At 71.9% G+C, this 14,311-nt stretch carries 10 protein-coding genes; 5 read left to right on the forward strand and 5 right to left on the reverse strand.

Features of this window, described 5'->3' with window-relative positions:
- Positions 1 to 4: 4 nt before the first annotated feature.
- Positions 5 to 2,095 (reverse strand): PhoX family protein, encoded by a 2,091-nt coding sequence (locus ACH499_RS11650; protein ID WP_399015090.1) that lies wholly within the window; start codon positions 2,093 to 2,095, stop codon positions 5 to 7.
- Positions 2,096 to 2,383: 288 nt separating this feature from the next.
- Between ACH499_RS11650 and ACH499_RS11655 the strand changes: the two genes are divergently transcribed.
- From ACH499_RS11655 to ACH499_RS11665, 3 genes are all read left to right on the forward strand, one after another.
- Positions 2,384 to 4,264, forward strand: a complete 1,881-nt coding sequence (locus ACH499_RS11655) for a VWA domain-containing protein (RefSeq protein WP_399015092.1) — start codon at positions 2,384 to 2,386, stop codon at positions 4,262 to 4,264.
- 149 nt (positions 4,265 to 4,413) lie between these two features.
- Positions 4,414 to 6,141: a methionine--tRNA ligase gene (gene metG, locus ACH499_RS11660; protein ID WP_399015094.1), complete on the forward strand. Its 1,728-nt coding sequence runs from the start codon at positions 4,414 to 4,416 to the stop codon at positions 6,139 to 6,141.
- Between the two features lie 116 nt (positions 6,142 to 6,257).
- Positions 6,258 to 6,623: a PH domain-containing protein gene (locus ACH499_RS11665; RefSeq protein ID WP_356205692.1), complete on the forward strand. Its 366-nt coding sequence runs from the start codon at positions 6,258 to 6,260 to the stop codon at positions 6,621 to 6,623.
- Positions 6,624 to 6,680: 57 nt separating this feature from the next.
- On the opposite strand, the gene ACH499_RS11670 is transcribed toward ACH499_RS11665, so the two are convergent.
- Both ACH499_RS11670 and ACH499_RS11675 read right to left on the reverse strand, forming a co-directional pair.
- A complete protein-coding gene (locus tag ACH499_RS11670) occupies positions 6,681 to 6,893 on the reverse strand; it encodes a DUF397 domain-containing protein (RefSeq protein ID WP_365603055.1) in 213 nt (70 codons plus the stop codon).
- On the reverse strand, positions 6,890 to 7,765 hold the full coding sequence (locus ACH499_RS11675; RefSeq protein ID WP_399015097.1) for a helix-turn-helix domain-containing protein: 876 nt from the start codon (positions 7,763 to 7,765) through the stop codon (positions 6,890 to 6,892). Before ACH499_RS11675 ends, ACH499_RS11670 begins: the two co-directional genes overlap by 4 nt.
- Before the next feature lie 436 nt (positions 7,766 to 8,201).
- On the opposite strand from ACH499_RS11675, the gene ACH499_RS11680 reads away from it, so the two are divergent.
- Positions 8,202 to 9,077, forward strand: coding sequence for a helix-turn-helix domain-containing protein (locus ACH499_RS11680; protein ID WP_399015099.1), 876 nt, complete (start codon positions 8,202 to 8,204; stop codon positions 9,075 to 9,077).
- A 53-nt stretch (positions 9,078 to 9,130) separates the two neighbouring features.
- Here the strand turns inward: ACH499_RS11680 and aspS are convergent, their stop codons facing one another.
- A complete protein-coding gene (gene aspS / locus ACH499_RS11685; RefSeq protein ID WP_399015101.1) occupies positions 9,131 to 10,894 on the reverse strand; it encodes an aspartate--tRNA ligase in 1,764 nt (587 codons plus the stop codon).
- Positions 10,895 to 11,086: 192 nt separating this feature from the next.
- Between aspS and ACH499_RS11690 the strand changes: the two genes are divergently transcribed.
- On the forward strand, positions 11,087 to 13,261 hold the full coding sequence (locus ACH499_RS11690) for a SpoIIE family protein phosphatase (RefSeq protein ID WP_356205697.1): 2,175 nt from the start codon (positions 11,087 to 11,089) through the stop codon (positions 13,259 to 13,261).
- Here ACH499_RS11690 and ACH499_RS11695 read toward each other — a convergent pair.
- The gene (locus ACH499_RS11695; protein ID WP_356205698.1) at positions 13,183 to 14,277 is read right to left on the reverse strand and encodes an AI-2E family transporter; all 1,095 of its coding nucleotides are present in this window, start codon (positions 14,275 to 14,277) and stop codon (positions 13,183 to 13,185) included. The genes ACH499_RS11690 and ACH499_RS11695 overlap by 79 nt on opposite strands.
- Positions 14,278 to 14,311 lie beyond the last annotated feature (34 nt).

Below are 14,311 nucleotides of genomic sequence, written 5' to 3' on the forward strand. Positions count from 1 at the left end.
GCGCTCAGACGCCGATGTCGCCGCCGTCCGCGCGCCACACCGCCACGACCGCCGGGCGCACGATCTTCCCGGGTCCGTCGGGCCAGGTGCTGGCCGGCTTCTCCACCGACGCCCCGTCGATCTCGCCCGGGTGCTGCACGGCGACCAGCACGCGCCGGTCCTGGACGAGCGGACCGCAGGTCTCCGCGCCGTTCGGCACGGTCAGGAACTGCTTCAGCTCACCGCGCCGCTCGCCCTTGGTCGCGACGCCGAAGAGGCCGTCGTGGGTGCCGAGGGCGTTGCCGTCGGTGGAGATCCACAGGTTGCCGTGGTCGTCGAAGGCCACGTTGTCCGGGCAGGAGATCGGGCTGACGGCCTCCTTCGGGAAGCCCGCGAAGTAGGTCGCCGGGTCGTTCGGGTCACCGGCCACGAGGAACAGCGACCAGGCGAACGTGGTGGCGTCGGCCCGGTTCCGGCGCTCGGTCAGCTCCAGGATGTGGCCGTGCTTGTTGCTGACGCGCGGGTTGGCCTCGTCGGGACCCGCGTACCCGGCCTTGCCGCGATTGGAGTTGTTGGTGAGCGCGACGTACACCTTGCCGGTCCGCGGGGACGGCTCGATGTCCTCGGGCCGGTCCATCTTGGTCGCGCCGACCTTGTCTCCGGCGAGCCGCGTGAAGACGCAGACCTCCTCGGCGGTCATGCCCTCGACGTGCGAGACGGCGCCGTCGGCGGTGGCGGTGACCAGCGGGATCCAGCGGCCGCTGCCGTCGAACTCGCCGTCGGCCGGCAGCTTGCCGGTGCCGTCGATCTCGGCGGCCGGGGAGTCGCCGGTGAGCTTGGCGACGTACAGGGTGCCCTCGTCGAGCAGCGACAGGTTGTGCTCGCGGGCGCCGCGGCTGCTGCCGTGCCGCATCCGCTTGCTGCCGACGAACTTGTAGAAGTAGTCGAACCGCTCGTCGTCGCCGGTGTAGACGACCGGGCGCCCGTCGTCGGTCAGCCGCACGGTCGCGGCCTCGTGCTTGAAGCGGCCGAGCAGCGTGTGCTTGCGCGGCGTGGAGTCGGGGTCGTACGGGTCGAGTTCGACGACGTACCCGAAGCGGTGCACCTCGTTGGGCTCCTGGGCGACGTCGAAGCGCTTGTCGAACCGCTCCCACTTGCGCTCGGTGGCGCCGGTGCCCAGGCCGTAGCGCTTGTCGGTGGCGCGGCTGCCATTGGCGAAGTACTGGTTGAAGTTCTCCTCGCCGTGCAGCGTGGTGCCCCACGGGGTGGTGCCGCCGGAGCAGTTGTTGAGGGTGCCGAGGACCGTGCGGCCGGTGCGGTCGGCGGAGGTCTTCACCAGGTCGGAACCGGCGGCCGGACCGGTGAGGCGGAACTCGGTGGTGGCGGTGACACGCCGGTTCAGGTGGTGGCGCGGCACCGGCGTCAGGCTGCCGTCACGGCGGTCCTCCTCCACGACGACGGCGGACAGGCCGTGCGCGGCCCACGCGATCTCGACCTGCTCGCGGGTCGGGTTCTCGGGGTCGTAGCCCCGGAACATCAGGATCTCGTCGGTGTACTCGTGGTTGGCGACGAGGAGCTGCCGGCCGCGCTCGCCCTTCAGCGGCAGCAGCGCGAGGAAGTCGTTGTTGTACCCGAACTGCCCGGCCTGGGCCTTCGCGGTCTGCTTCTCCGGGTCGAAGGCGGGCGCTCCGCGCAGGATCGGCTCGCCCCAGCGGATCACGATGCCCTGCCGGTACCCCTCCGGTACGACGACGGCGTCCTCGGTGTTGGGGGCCACCGGCGTGAACCGCAGTCCGCGCGCGCCCTGCGGCCTCGGGTGCGGGCCCTGCCCGGCGCCAGGGCCCTTTCCGGCCGCCGGCGCGGCCTGCGCGGAGGGCGCGCCGGCCACGCCCACGGCACCGGCGCCCGCGGCGGCGACGGTGACGACGGCCGCGGCGCGCATCATGGAGCGGCGGCTGAGCGCGCCCGCGATGACGTCGCCGACGTACTCGTTGGAGCTGGTGTTGGGCACCTCGTGGAAGCAGGCGTCACCACACCGGAAACGGCAGGTCATGGCGGACCGGCCGCCCGGGTGCGAACCGGACGGCGTTCCGATCAACGGCAGCAGCTTGCGCACTTCGTTCTCCCTGGGGATGCCCTGTGATGCCCTTGGTGTCAGCGCGACCGTATGTGCGCATACGTGCGGGAGACGGGCGCCGGGATGAACGCCGGGTGAACCCGCGGCAGCCGTACGGCACTTGCCCGCGCCCCGGGCCCGGCCGTTCGCGGCGGCCGGATCCCGCCCTTGACGCGCCGGGGGCTCCCCGCCAAACCCTGCACAAGATCACAAGACGGGGCCGCTAACCTTACGTGTCCGTCTAGGCCAGGGATTGACGGGCATCAACTCACGCGAAGGGGTGCGCACATGGGCATTCTCACTCTCCTGCGGAACGCGTTCGGCCGGTCACGCAAAGCACGGGCCGCCCAGGCGGAGGATGCGCCGCAGGAGACGGCGGCACCGGCCACCGCTGATGCGCCGCAGGAGACGGCGGCACCGGCCACCGCTCCGGAACCGAAGCTGCCGTCCCAGCCCGCCGCACCCGAGGAGCCCGCCCAGGTCCCGGGGCCACGCACCGACGACGAGCACGAACTCGTCAGAGCGGCCTTCGCCAACGTGACGGTCCCCAAGCCGGCCACCGCCCCGGACGAGGCCCCGGCCCCCGAGGCGACCTCGCAGCCGGAGCCCGACGCGTCCACGGACCCCGAGCCCGAACCGGCCACGGAGCCGAACCCGGCACCCGAGGCGGAGGCGACCCCCGAGGCGGAGGCGACGCCCGCCGCCGAGGCCGAGCCGGAGCCCGAGCCGACGACGCCCGAGCCGGAGGCGGCCTCCGACAGCGAGCCGAAGCCGGAGTCGGCGGCACCGGAGCAGCACGCGCAGCCCGAGCCCGTGAACGACCCGGACCCGGCACCCGAGACGGCCACCGCACCGGAGCCGGAAGCGCCGTCGGCGTCCGACACCGAGCAGAAGCCTCAGGCGGAGACGGCACCCGAGCAGGACGCGCAGCCCGACCCCGCGACCGAACCGGAAGCGAAGCCCGAGCCGGAAGCGAACCCCGAGGCGGACCTGACGCCCGACCCGGCCGCCACCCCGGAGCCGGAGGCGAAGTCGGCGCCCGAGGCGCAGACGGAGCCCGCCCCCGAAGCGGCGCCCGAGCAGGACCCCGAAGCCGCGGCCGAACCGGAGACCGAGCCGCAGCCCGCCCCCGAGCCCGAGGCGGCAGCCCAGCCCGAGCCGCAGCCGGAGACCACCCCCGAAGCCGACGCGGAACCGCAGCCGGAGACCGCCCCCGCACCCGAGGCCGACGCACAGCCGTCCCCGGCCAGCGAGTCCGCACCCGAGGCCGACGCACAGCCGGAACCGGCCCCGGTCCCCCAGCCCGAGCCGGAGGCCGACCAGGCCCCGGACCAGGCCCCGGAAGCCGTCGAGGAGCCGGTGCGGGAGCCCGCCACCCCCGAACCCGCAGCCGCCGACGGCGACCAGGCCCCGCAGGGGCCACCCGCGGCCGACGACGAGACCGGCACGGGTGGTGCGGGTGGGAACACAGAGGCCGAAGGCGAAGCCGAGGCCTCCGAGCCGGCGACCCCCGCCACCCCCGCGGCCCGCCTCCGCTCCGACGCCCCCGCCCTCACCACCGCCTACGAGGCCGCCGGCGCCACCCTCGAGAAGCACACCTTCACCGGCACCCGCGCCAAGGTCTACCTCGTCCTCGACCGCTCCGCCTCCATGCGCCCGTACTACAAGGACGGCTCCGCCCAGGCCCTCGCGGAGCAGACCCTCGCCCTCGCCGCCCACCTCGACCCCGGGGCCACGCTCCACGTCACCTTCTTCTCCACGGAAGTGGACGGCACCGGCGAACTGACCCTCACCGACCACGAGAACAAGATCGACACGCTGCACGACTCCCTCGGCCGCATGGGCCGCACCAGCTACCACGCCGCCGTCGAAGCCGTCCTCGCCCAGCACGACAAGGAGGCGCAGGGCACCCCCGCCCTGGTGGTCTTCCAGACCGACGGCGCCCCCGACGCCAAGACCCCCGCCACCCGCGCCCTCACGGACGCCGCGGCGAGCCACCCGGAGGTCCACTTCTCCTTCGTCGCCTTCGGCGACCCGGAGAACAAGGCCTTCGACTACCTGCGCAAGCTCAAGACGGGCAACACCTCCCACTTCCTGGCCGGCGAGACCCCCCGCGAGCTGACCGACAAGGAGCTGTACGAGGGCGTCCTGGCCGCCTGGCGCCCGTAATCGCCCCGGGCCCGGCACCCCGGGGCCCGGGCCCCGGCCCCACCTCCCGCGCCGCCCCCTTCTCACCCCCTAGAACGAGAAGCGGGCGGCGCACCCGTGTCGGCTACGATTTCAAGGTTCCGTACGTTCCGACCTGGGAGCAGCCCCCGATGGCTCGACACCTCATCACCAGCGCCCTTCCGTACATCAACGGGATCAAGCACCTGGGCAACATGGTGGGGTCCATGCTCCCGGCCGACGTGTACTCCCGCTACCTGCGCCAGCGCGGCCACGAGGTCCTCTACATCTGTGCCACGGACGAGCACGGCACCCCCGCCGAGCTGGCCGCGAAGGAGCAGGGCCTGGCGGTCGACGCGTTCTGCGCCCAGGCGCACGACGCCCAGAAGGCGGTCTACGACGGCTTCGCCCTCGCCTTCGACTACTTCGGCCGCAGCTCCTCGCAGCAGAACGTCGAGATCACCCAGCACTTCGCCCGCAAGCTCAACGAGAACGGGTTCATCGAAGAGCGCGCCATCCGCCAGGTCTACAGCCCCGCCGACGGCCGCTTCCTCCCGGACCGCTACGTCGAGGGCACCTGCCCCCACTGCGGCTACGACAAGGCCCGCGGCGACCAGTGCGAGAACTGCACCCGCGTGCTGGACCCGACCGACCTGATCAACCCCCGCTCGGCGATCTCCGGCTCCACCGACCTGGAGGTCCGCGAGACCAAGCACCTCTTCCTCCTGCAGTCGAAGCTCCAGCACGAGGTCGAGGAGTGGGTGGCCCGGCACGAGGAGGAGTGGCCGCAGCTCGCGGCGTCCATCGCCCGCAAGTGGCTGACCGAGGGCCTGCACGACCGGGCGATCACCCGCGACCTCGACTGGGGCGTCCCGGTCCCGGCCGACACCTGGCCCGACCTGGCGGCCGAGGGCAAGGTCTTCTACGTCTGGTTCGACGCCCCGATCGAGTACATCGGCGCGACGAAGGAGTGGGCCGACTCCGCCCCCGACGGCGAGACGCGGGACTGGAAGTCCTGGTGGTACGAGGCCGACGAGACGGTCCGCTACACCGAGTTCATGGCCAAGGACAACGTCCCCTTCCACACCGTGATGTTCCCGGCCACCCAGCTCGGCGTCCGCGAGCCGTGGAAGAAGGTCGACTACGTCAAGGCGTTCAACTGGCTGACGTACTACGGCGGCAAGTTCTCCACCTCGCAGAAGCGCGGCGTCTTCACCGACCAGGCCCTGGACATCCTGCCGGCCGACTACTGGCGCTACTTCCTCATCGCCAACGCCCCGGAGTCCGACGACTCGTCGTTCACCTGGGAGCACTTCACCGCCACGGTCAACAAGGACCTGGCCGACACCCTCGGCAATTTCGTCAACCGCGTGCTCTCCTTCTCGAAGAAGCGCTTCGGCGAGGAGGTCCCCGCGGGCGGCGAGCCCGGCGAGGCCGAGACCCGGCTCGGCGAGGAGATCGCGTCGCTCCTCGCGGAGTACGAGACCCAGATGGAGGCGCTCCAGTTCCGCAAGGCGGCGGCCGCGCTGCGCGCCCTGTGGTCGGCGGGCAACTCCTACCTGGAGGAGAAGGCCCCCTGGCTGGAGATCAAGACCGACAAGGACGCCGCCGCCCTCACCCTGCGCACGGCGATGAACCTGATCCGCCTCTACGCGGTGGTCTCGGAGCCGTTCATCCCGGCGACGACGGCCGCCATGCGCCAGGCGTTCTCCCTCGCGGACGACACGGCGAGCTGGGTCACCCCCGAGGAGGCCCGTGCCCTCACCGCGGTCCCGGCCGGCACCCCCTTCACCGTCCCGCCGGTCCTGTTCGCCAAGCTGACGGACGAGGACCTGGAGGCGTACAAGGAGCGCTTCGGCGGCGAGCCGCAGGCCGCGTAACGAGCGTGCACCACCGACGTCAGGGCCCGGGAACAGACCGTTCCCGGGCCCTGACGCGTGAGCTAGATTGCGCAGACCACGCAGCGGCGTGATCCATCCACGTGGGGGGACCATCCATGGCACTGTTCGGCAACGCGCACAGCATCGACCCGGGCCAGGCGCAGCAGGAGTACGCGCGTCTGCTCGGCCAGGGCGAGCAGGTGCACGCCGCCTACCTGCTGATCCGCGACACCATCCTGTTCACCGACCGGCGTCTGATCATGGTCGACAAGCAGGGCATCACCGGCAAGAAGACCGAGTACCACTCGATCCCGTACCGCAGCATCACGCACTTCGCGGTCGAGACGGCCGGCCACTTCGACCTCGACGCCGAGCTGAAGATCTGGCTCTCGGGCTCCCAGGCCCCGATCCAGAAGACCTTCACCAAGGGCGTCGACATCTACGAGGTCCAGGCGATCCTCACCCAGTTCGTGGCGCGGTAGGACGGCGACGCCCCGCGCCCGGCGACGACCGGACGCGGGGCGTATCGGCCGGGAGGATCAGCTCCCGGACGCGTACGCCACGAAGTCCGCCCAGGCCCGCGGAGCGAGGGCGAGGCGCGGGCTGGTGTCCCGGTACTTGGAGTCACGGACGTGAACGGTGCCGGGGGTGGTGGCGACCTCGACACACGAGTCGCCTTCGTTGCCGTCGCTGTAGGTGCTCTTGAACCACGCCAGTTCGAGTGCATCCCCGGCTGAGGCCTCGCGGATCATGTTTCTCCCAGCAGTTGCTCGATGAAGGCCAGCGACTCCCCCGGCGGGAGGGCTTGCGCCCGGATGGTGCCATACCGCAGCTCAAGGATGCGTAGGTGCCTCGGATCAGAGATCGGACGCCCGCTGAACGCACCATCGGAGCGTCCCACGGCCGTTCCGTCCTCGAACTTCAGCAACTCGATCTTGCCGTCCAAGCCCGGGTGGGTCTCGCGGTGTGTCGGCATCACCTGGAGGGCAACGTTACGCAACCGCCCCACCTCCAACAGACGTTCGAGCTGCTGCCGCCACACCATTGTGCCCCCGAGCGGCCGTCGGAGCGGCGCCTCTTCCAGGACGAAGCTCAGTACAGGCGCAGGGCGCTGATCAAAGATCGATTGCCGAGCCATGCGAGCGGCGACCATCCGCTCGATCTCCTCTTCCGAGTAGGGCGGTTGCCGTGACTCGAAAGCTGCCCTGGCATGCCCGGGCGTCTGCAACAGCCCGCTGATGCTGTGGCACACGTACACCCCGATCTCGACAGCCCGAGCCTCCATCTGCGCCAGGTCCCGCACCTTCTTCGGGTACCGGACCCTCGCCACGTCCTCCTTCATCGCGGCGAGCAACCCGCCCGCCCCCAGCACCTCGTCCGCCCGCTCCAGGTACTCGGGCCGGGGAATCCGCTTGCCGCCCTCGATCTTGTAGACGAGATCCTCGCCGTACCCCACGGCCTTGCCGAAGTCGCCGGCCCGCATCCCCACGGCCTCGCGCCGCAGCTTCAGCTGCCGTCCCACGGTGGCGATCACCGCCACGCCCCACTCGTCGTCCGGGTCCACCTCCCACCCCGGCTCGTCAGCCTCGGTCCTCAGCCGCCGAACCTCTCCGTCCACGGACATCTGCGCGCCCCTCCGTCGTGCCGCCCTCGTTCAGCCACGCCCTACCCGTGGGCACCGTCCCGACAAGCCCGGACACCACCGGACAACCCGCGGACAGTGACCGAGCGCGACGCCGCGATCACTCGCACGGTACGCGGACCCGCGCCCGCCGCGCTGCCCGCGAGCGGCGATCACCGCATCCCGACCGCTCGATCCCCGGTCCGACCTGCGCTCCCTGAGCACTACTCACCGGGGAGAAAGAACCCTGCCAAGCCCCACCCCTCCCTCCCGCCGGGCAAACTCACTCACCCGAGTGAATATGCTCAAGTGGGCTGGATTCGGGACCGGTTGCCTGCCGTACGCTCGGCGCGACACGACACCAGACATGCGACGGCCCTCGCAGGGACTGGCATCCCGATGCGAGGGCCTGACCACCGAGGAAGCGAACCTCTTCCTGATGGATACGCAGAACCCTAGCGCGCCCTCGCGCGCCCGGTCCCGTAACCGCGGCACAAACCACCCCGACGGACAGCCGTTCGCGGGCGTCACCCACGAACACGTCCGCCACACCGAGAACTTCACGGTGATCGGCAACGACCTGGTCCAGCACGCGGAGCTGTCCCTGCTCGCCATCGGACTGGCCTGCTACATCCAGTCGGTGCGGCCGGGCACCGCCGTCGACATCAAGACCCTCGCCGCCCGCTTCCCCGAGGGCCCCACCCGTATCGCGGCCGCCCTGCGGGAGCTGGAGGCACACGGCTACCTGCGCCGCAGCCGCGAGCGCACGGCCACCGGCCGGATCGTCACCCGCACGGTCTCCTGCAACAGGCCCGGACACCGCGCCGCCCGGGAGACGCCCTCCCGTCGGCCCGCCCGGCGCACGGCCCCGGACGAGCCCGCGCCGCGCAAGCGGCTCCCCGCCGTCCCGCGGCCGTCGTTCCCCGCCCCCGCCCTCCTCCAGGCGGCCGTCGACGTCCTCGCCGGCCTACGGCGCCACGACCCGCGCCTGCTGCTCTCCGCCACCGACGCCGAGCACCTCGCCCCCGGCGTCGCCGCCTGGCTGGAACGCGACCTCACGCCCACCGCCGTACGCCACGCCCTGACCGCGAACCTGCCGGACGAACCCCTGATCCGCCCGGCCGCCCTCCTCGCCCACCGGCTGACCGCCCAGCTCCCGCCCCCACCGGCCTTCCGGCCCCCGGCCTCGGCGGCCCCGGAGCCCCGTCACCCCCTCCAGACCTGCGACGGCTGCGAGCGCGCCTTCCGGGCACCCCAGCCGGGCCGCTGCCGCGACTGCCGCCCCGGCCCGTTCGCCGGAGGCCGGCCGGAATAGCGAAGGGCCCGTCGGCGGAGTCACTCCGCCGGCGGGCCCTTCCGGGCGTCTGCCTACTTCGGCTGCGGCTTGCGCACCGTCAGGTGCAGCTCGCGCAGGCGGCTCTCGTCCAGCTCGGTCGGGGCGCCCATCATCAGGTCCTGGGCGTTGCCGTTGAGCGGGAAGGCGATCGTCTCGCGGATGTTGGGCTCGTCGGCCAGCAGCATCACGATGCGGTCGACGCCCGGGGCGATGCCGCCGTGCGGCGGGGCGCCGAAGCGGAACGCCCGCAGCATGCCGGCGAACTGCTCCTCGACGGTCTCGCGGTCGTAGCCCGCGATCTCGAAGGCCTTCAGCATGATCTCCGGCTCGTGGTTCCGGATCGCGCCGGAGGACAGCTCGACGCCGTTGCAGACGATGTCGTACTGCCAGCCCAGGATGTCCAGCGGGTCCTGGGTCTCCAGGGCCTCCAGACCGCCCTGCGGCATCGAGAACGGGTTGTGCGAGAAGTCGATCTTCCCGGTCTCCTCGTCCTTCTCGTACATCGGGAAGTCGACGATCCAGCAGAACCGGAAGACGTTCTCCTCGAAGTGCCCGGCGCGCTTGGCGGCCTCGACGCGTACGGCACCCATGATCTTGGAGACCTCGTCGAAGTCGCCCGCGCCGAAGAACACCGCGTGCCCGGCGGCCAGCGACAGGCGCTTGGTCAGCTCGGCGACGTTCGCCTCGGTGAGGAACTTCGCGATCGGGCCGGACAGCGTGCCGTCCTCGCCGACGCGGACCCAGGCCAGGCCCTTGGCGCCGAGCGAGACGGCGTAGTCACCGAGCTGGTCGAAGAACTTGCGCGGCTGGTCCTGGACCGCCGGGACCGCCAGCGCACGGACGTGCTTGCCGGCGAAGGCCTTGAACTCCGAGCCCTCGAAGACGTCGGTGATGTCGACGAGCTCGAGCTGGGCACGCAGGTCCGGCTTGTCGGAGCCGTACTTGAGCATCGCCTCGCGGAACGGGATCCGCGGGAACGGGGACGTGACGTGCCGGCCGTTGCCGAACTCCTCGAACAGCTCGGTCATGAGCTTCTCGATCGGCTGGAAGACGTCCTCCTGCTCGACGAAGCTCATCTCGACGTCGAGCTGGTAGAACTCGCCCGGCGAACGGTCCGCGCGGGCGTCCTCGTCGCGGAAGCAGGGCGCGATCTGGAAGTAGCGGTCGAAACCGGAGATCATCAGGAGCTGCTTGAACTGCTGCGGGGCCTGGGGGAGGGCGTAGAACTTGCCCGGGTTCAGGCGGGAGGGCACGACGAAGTCGCGGGCACCCTCGGGGGAGGTCGCGGACAGGATCGGCGTGGCCATCTCGTTGAAGCCCAGCGCCGTCATCTTGTGCCGGATGGCCGAGATGACCGCCGTGCGCAGCATGATGTTGCGGTGCATGCGCTCACGGCGCAGGTCCAGGAAGCGGTACTCCAGGCGCCGCTCCTCGTTGACCCCGTCCTCGGTGTTGATGGTGAAGGGCAGCGGCTGGGCGGCGCCGAGCAGCTCGACCTCGCCCACCTCGACCTCGACCTCGCCGGTGGGCAGGTCGGGGTTGACGTTCTCGGTGCCGCGGGAGACGACCTTGCCGTCGACACGGACGGTCGACTCCTTGGTCAGCTTGTCCAGCGCCTCGTACGCCTCGGTGCCCGGACGGGCGACGAGCTGCGTGATGCCGTAGTGGTCGCGCAGATCGATGAAGAGGATGCCGCCCAGGTCGCGCCGATTGTGCAGCCAGCCACTCAGTCGGACGTCGGTGCCGACGTCAGAGGAGCGGAGCTCGCCGCAGGTGTGGGACCTGTACCGATGCATCGTCGTTCATCCAGTCTTCGCGGATCGGGGGATGTGTCCCACGGATCTCACGGGGCTCACCTGGCGTGGTCTCGCGGTCCGTGTTTCACGTGAAACAACCCCAGCGTACCGGGGACCCACGAGTCGGTTCCTCACCAATACCGCGGGAGCGAGCGGTGGCAGCCTCCGATCGCCTCTTCTTACAGTGGGGCAATGCGCACTGGCGAGCCCCTGCCCGAGGTGGGGGAGGTCCTCACCGCCCTCGCGACCGGCCTCTGGCACTGGGACACCGCCGCCGGAGAGGTCACGGTCGACGCGGAGAGCGCCCGGCTGCTCGGACTGCCCGCCCGGCGGGCGGCGCTCACCGGTGCCCAGGTGCGCTCCCGGCTGCACCCGGTGGACTGGAACGAGGCCGCCGAGGTGGTCCAGCGGGCCGCCGCCGAGAGCACGCTCGCCGAGGTCCGTATGCGGATCATGGACGAGGGCGGACGCAACGTCCGGACGGTGCGCAGCCGCTTCAAGCCGTCCTTCGACTCCCTGCGCAACGGCTACGAGCTGATCGGCACGCTCCAGGAGGTCACCGAGCCGGCGCCCGGCACCACCGCGGGCCGCACCGCGGTGACCGGTGACTGGCGCCGCTCGCGCGAGGCGTTCCTGCTGGACGCCGGCCGGGCCCTCGCCGAGGCGCGCTCCACGGAGGAGGTGCTGCGGGTGGCCGCGGGGCTGGCGATGCCCGGTTTCTCACCGGACGGGCTCGCCGTGTTCGGGATCTCGGGCGACCGCCTGACGGTCATCGGCCACCACGGCCAGCCGCGCAACGACATGAACCCGTTCGTGGACATGCCACTGGACACGGACTACCCCGCCGCCGAGGTGGTCCGCACCGGCCAGGCCGTCTACCTCTCCTCCCCCGACGAGTACCGCGACCGCTACCCGCTCACCTGGCCGCTCGCCGAGCGCTTCGGCCGCCGCTCCTGGGCCTTCCTGCCGCTGATCGCCGGGGGCCGCACCATGGGCGCCTGGATGGCCGGCTTCGCCTATCCCGTCGCCTTCACCCCGGACGAGCGGTCGGTGCTGACCACGGTGGCCCGGATGCTGGCGCAGGCGCTGTCCCGGGCGGGAGCCGCCGAGACGCAGCGGGAGCTGACCGACGGGCTGCAGCGCACCATGCTGCCCGCGCTGGGACCGCAGATCCCCGGCGTGGACGTGGCCGCCCGGTACGTCCCCACGGGCGGCGGGCTCCAGATCGGCGGCGACTGGTACGACCTGATCCCGCTCCCCCGGGGCCGCTTCGCCCTGGTCATCGGCGACGTCCAGGGCCATGACGTGCGGGCCGCCGGGCTGATGGGCCAGCTCCGCATCGCCCTGCGCGCCTACGCGGCGGAGGGCCACCGCCCCGACGCGGTGCTCTCCCGGGCCTCGCACTTCTTCCACAGCCTGGCCGACTCCGCCGAGGACCCCGCCGACCACCGCTTCGCCACCTGCTACTACGCGGAGGTGGACCCGGCGACCGGCATCGTGGAGAGCGCCCGGGCCGGGCACCTGGACCCCGTGGTGCGGATGGCCGACGGAACGGCGCTGATCCTCGCCACGGAGGGCGGGCTGCCGCTCGGCATCGACCCGGACTCCGACTATCCGACCTCCCGGACCGCGCTGGAGCCCGGCGACACCCTGATGCTGTGCACCGACGGGCTGGTCGAGACCGGCGGCCACGACCTGCTGACCGGATGGAACCGCCTGCGGGTCGTCCTGGAGGAGCACGAGGGCGACCTGGAGGAGCTGGCCGACGCCCTCGTCCAGGCGGTGCACGGACCGTCCTCGCACCACACCACCGGCCCCCTGGCCGACCGGCGGGAGGACGACATCGCCCTGCTGCTGCTGTGCTGGCTGGACGAGAAGTGCGGCCGCGGCATCAGCACGGTCGCCCAGCCGCCCGTACGGCGCACGATGCTGACCGTGGCGCAGGCCCAGCCGGAGCGGATCGCGGTCGCCCGGCAGCATCTGCGCGAGCTGCTGCACGACTGGCCCGACGAGGAGCAGCGGGACGCCGTGGTGCTGCTGCTGTCCGAGGTGCTGACGAACGTCCTCGTCCACACCGACGCCGACGCGCTGCTGGTCGCCGAGGTCAGGGGGGAGCCGGGCGAGCGGCGCATCCGGGTGGAGGTCACCGACAGCGGCGACGACCTGCCGCACAAGCGGCGGCCGGGGGAGATGGCGTCCTCCGGGCGCGGTCTGATGCTGATCGAGCTGCTCTCGGACGCGTGGGGCGTCGCCCCGCGCGGCGAGGGCAAGAGCATCTGGTTCGAGATCTACGAGTCACCCGGCGAGGGGTCCGAGGAGGATCCGGAAGCCGTGTTCGGCCTGCTGGAACCCCCGGAGGAGGCGTAGCGGGCCTGGAGCTCGTGCACGATGCCGAACGCGGCGGCGGTCAGCGGGACGGCGAGCAGCATGCCGAGGATGCCCGCGACGGAGGCTCCCGCGGTGAGCGCCAGCAGCACGACCGCCGGGTGCATCTGCACCGTCCGGCTCTGGATCATCGGCTGGAGGACGTGTCCCTCCAGCACCTGCACGGCCAGCACCACTCCGAGGGCCCACAGCGCGATGACGAACCCCCGGTCGGCGAGCGCGACCAGCACGGCGACGGTCCCGGAGATGAAGGCGCCGAGATAGGGGATGTAGGCGCCGACGAAGACCAGCGCGCCGAGCCCGACCGCGCCGGGCACGCGCAGCACCAGCAGGCCGACGGTGATGCAGAGGGCGTCGATGAGGGCGATGAGGGTGGTGCCGCGCATGAAGCCCTCGACGGCCCCGTAGGCCCGCCGGGCCATCGCCTCGACCGTGTCGGCGTTGCGCATCGGGACGAGGGAGCGCACCGTGCCGACGGCCCGGTCGGAGTCGCGCAGGAAGAAGAAGACCAGCAGCAGGGCGAGGACGGCCATGGCCAGCATCTCGCCGGCCACGCTCACCCCGCTGATCACGCCGGAGGCCGCGGTGCCGCCGAACTTGCCGAGCAGTTCGCGCCCGTGGGAGGCGAGGTCGTCCAGGGAGTTGCCGGCCGCTCCGAAGTGGTCGGCGACGCCCCGGGCGGCGTCCTTGAGCGAGGCGACGATCTGGTCACCGGTGTCGATGAGCGCGGCGACCACGATGTAGACGGCCCCGCCGACGACGGCCACGACGGCGACGCAGGTGAGTCCCGCGGCCAGCGACCGCTGCACGTGCGCCTTCACCAGCCGCCGGTGCAGCGGGCGCAGCAGGGCGGTGCCGAGCAGGGCGAGCAGGGCGGGCGTGACGGCGGTGCGCAGCTCGACGCAGAGCCGGATCGCGACGTAGACGACTCCGCTGGCGAGCAGCACGACGGCGCACCAGGCGGCGAAGCGGCGTACCGGACCGGGAAGGAGCTGCACCGCTCCAGCCGATCACGCACCGGGCGGGCTGTCC

It is taken from the genome of Streptomyces sp. NPDC018947, from assembly GCF_044390505.1.
Taxonomy (GTDB): Bacteria; Actinomycetota; Actinomycetes; order Streptomycetales; family Streptomycetaceae; genus Streptomyces.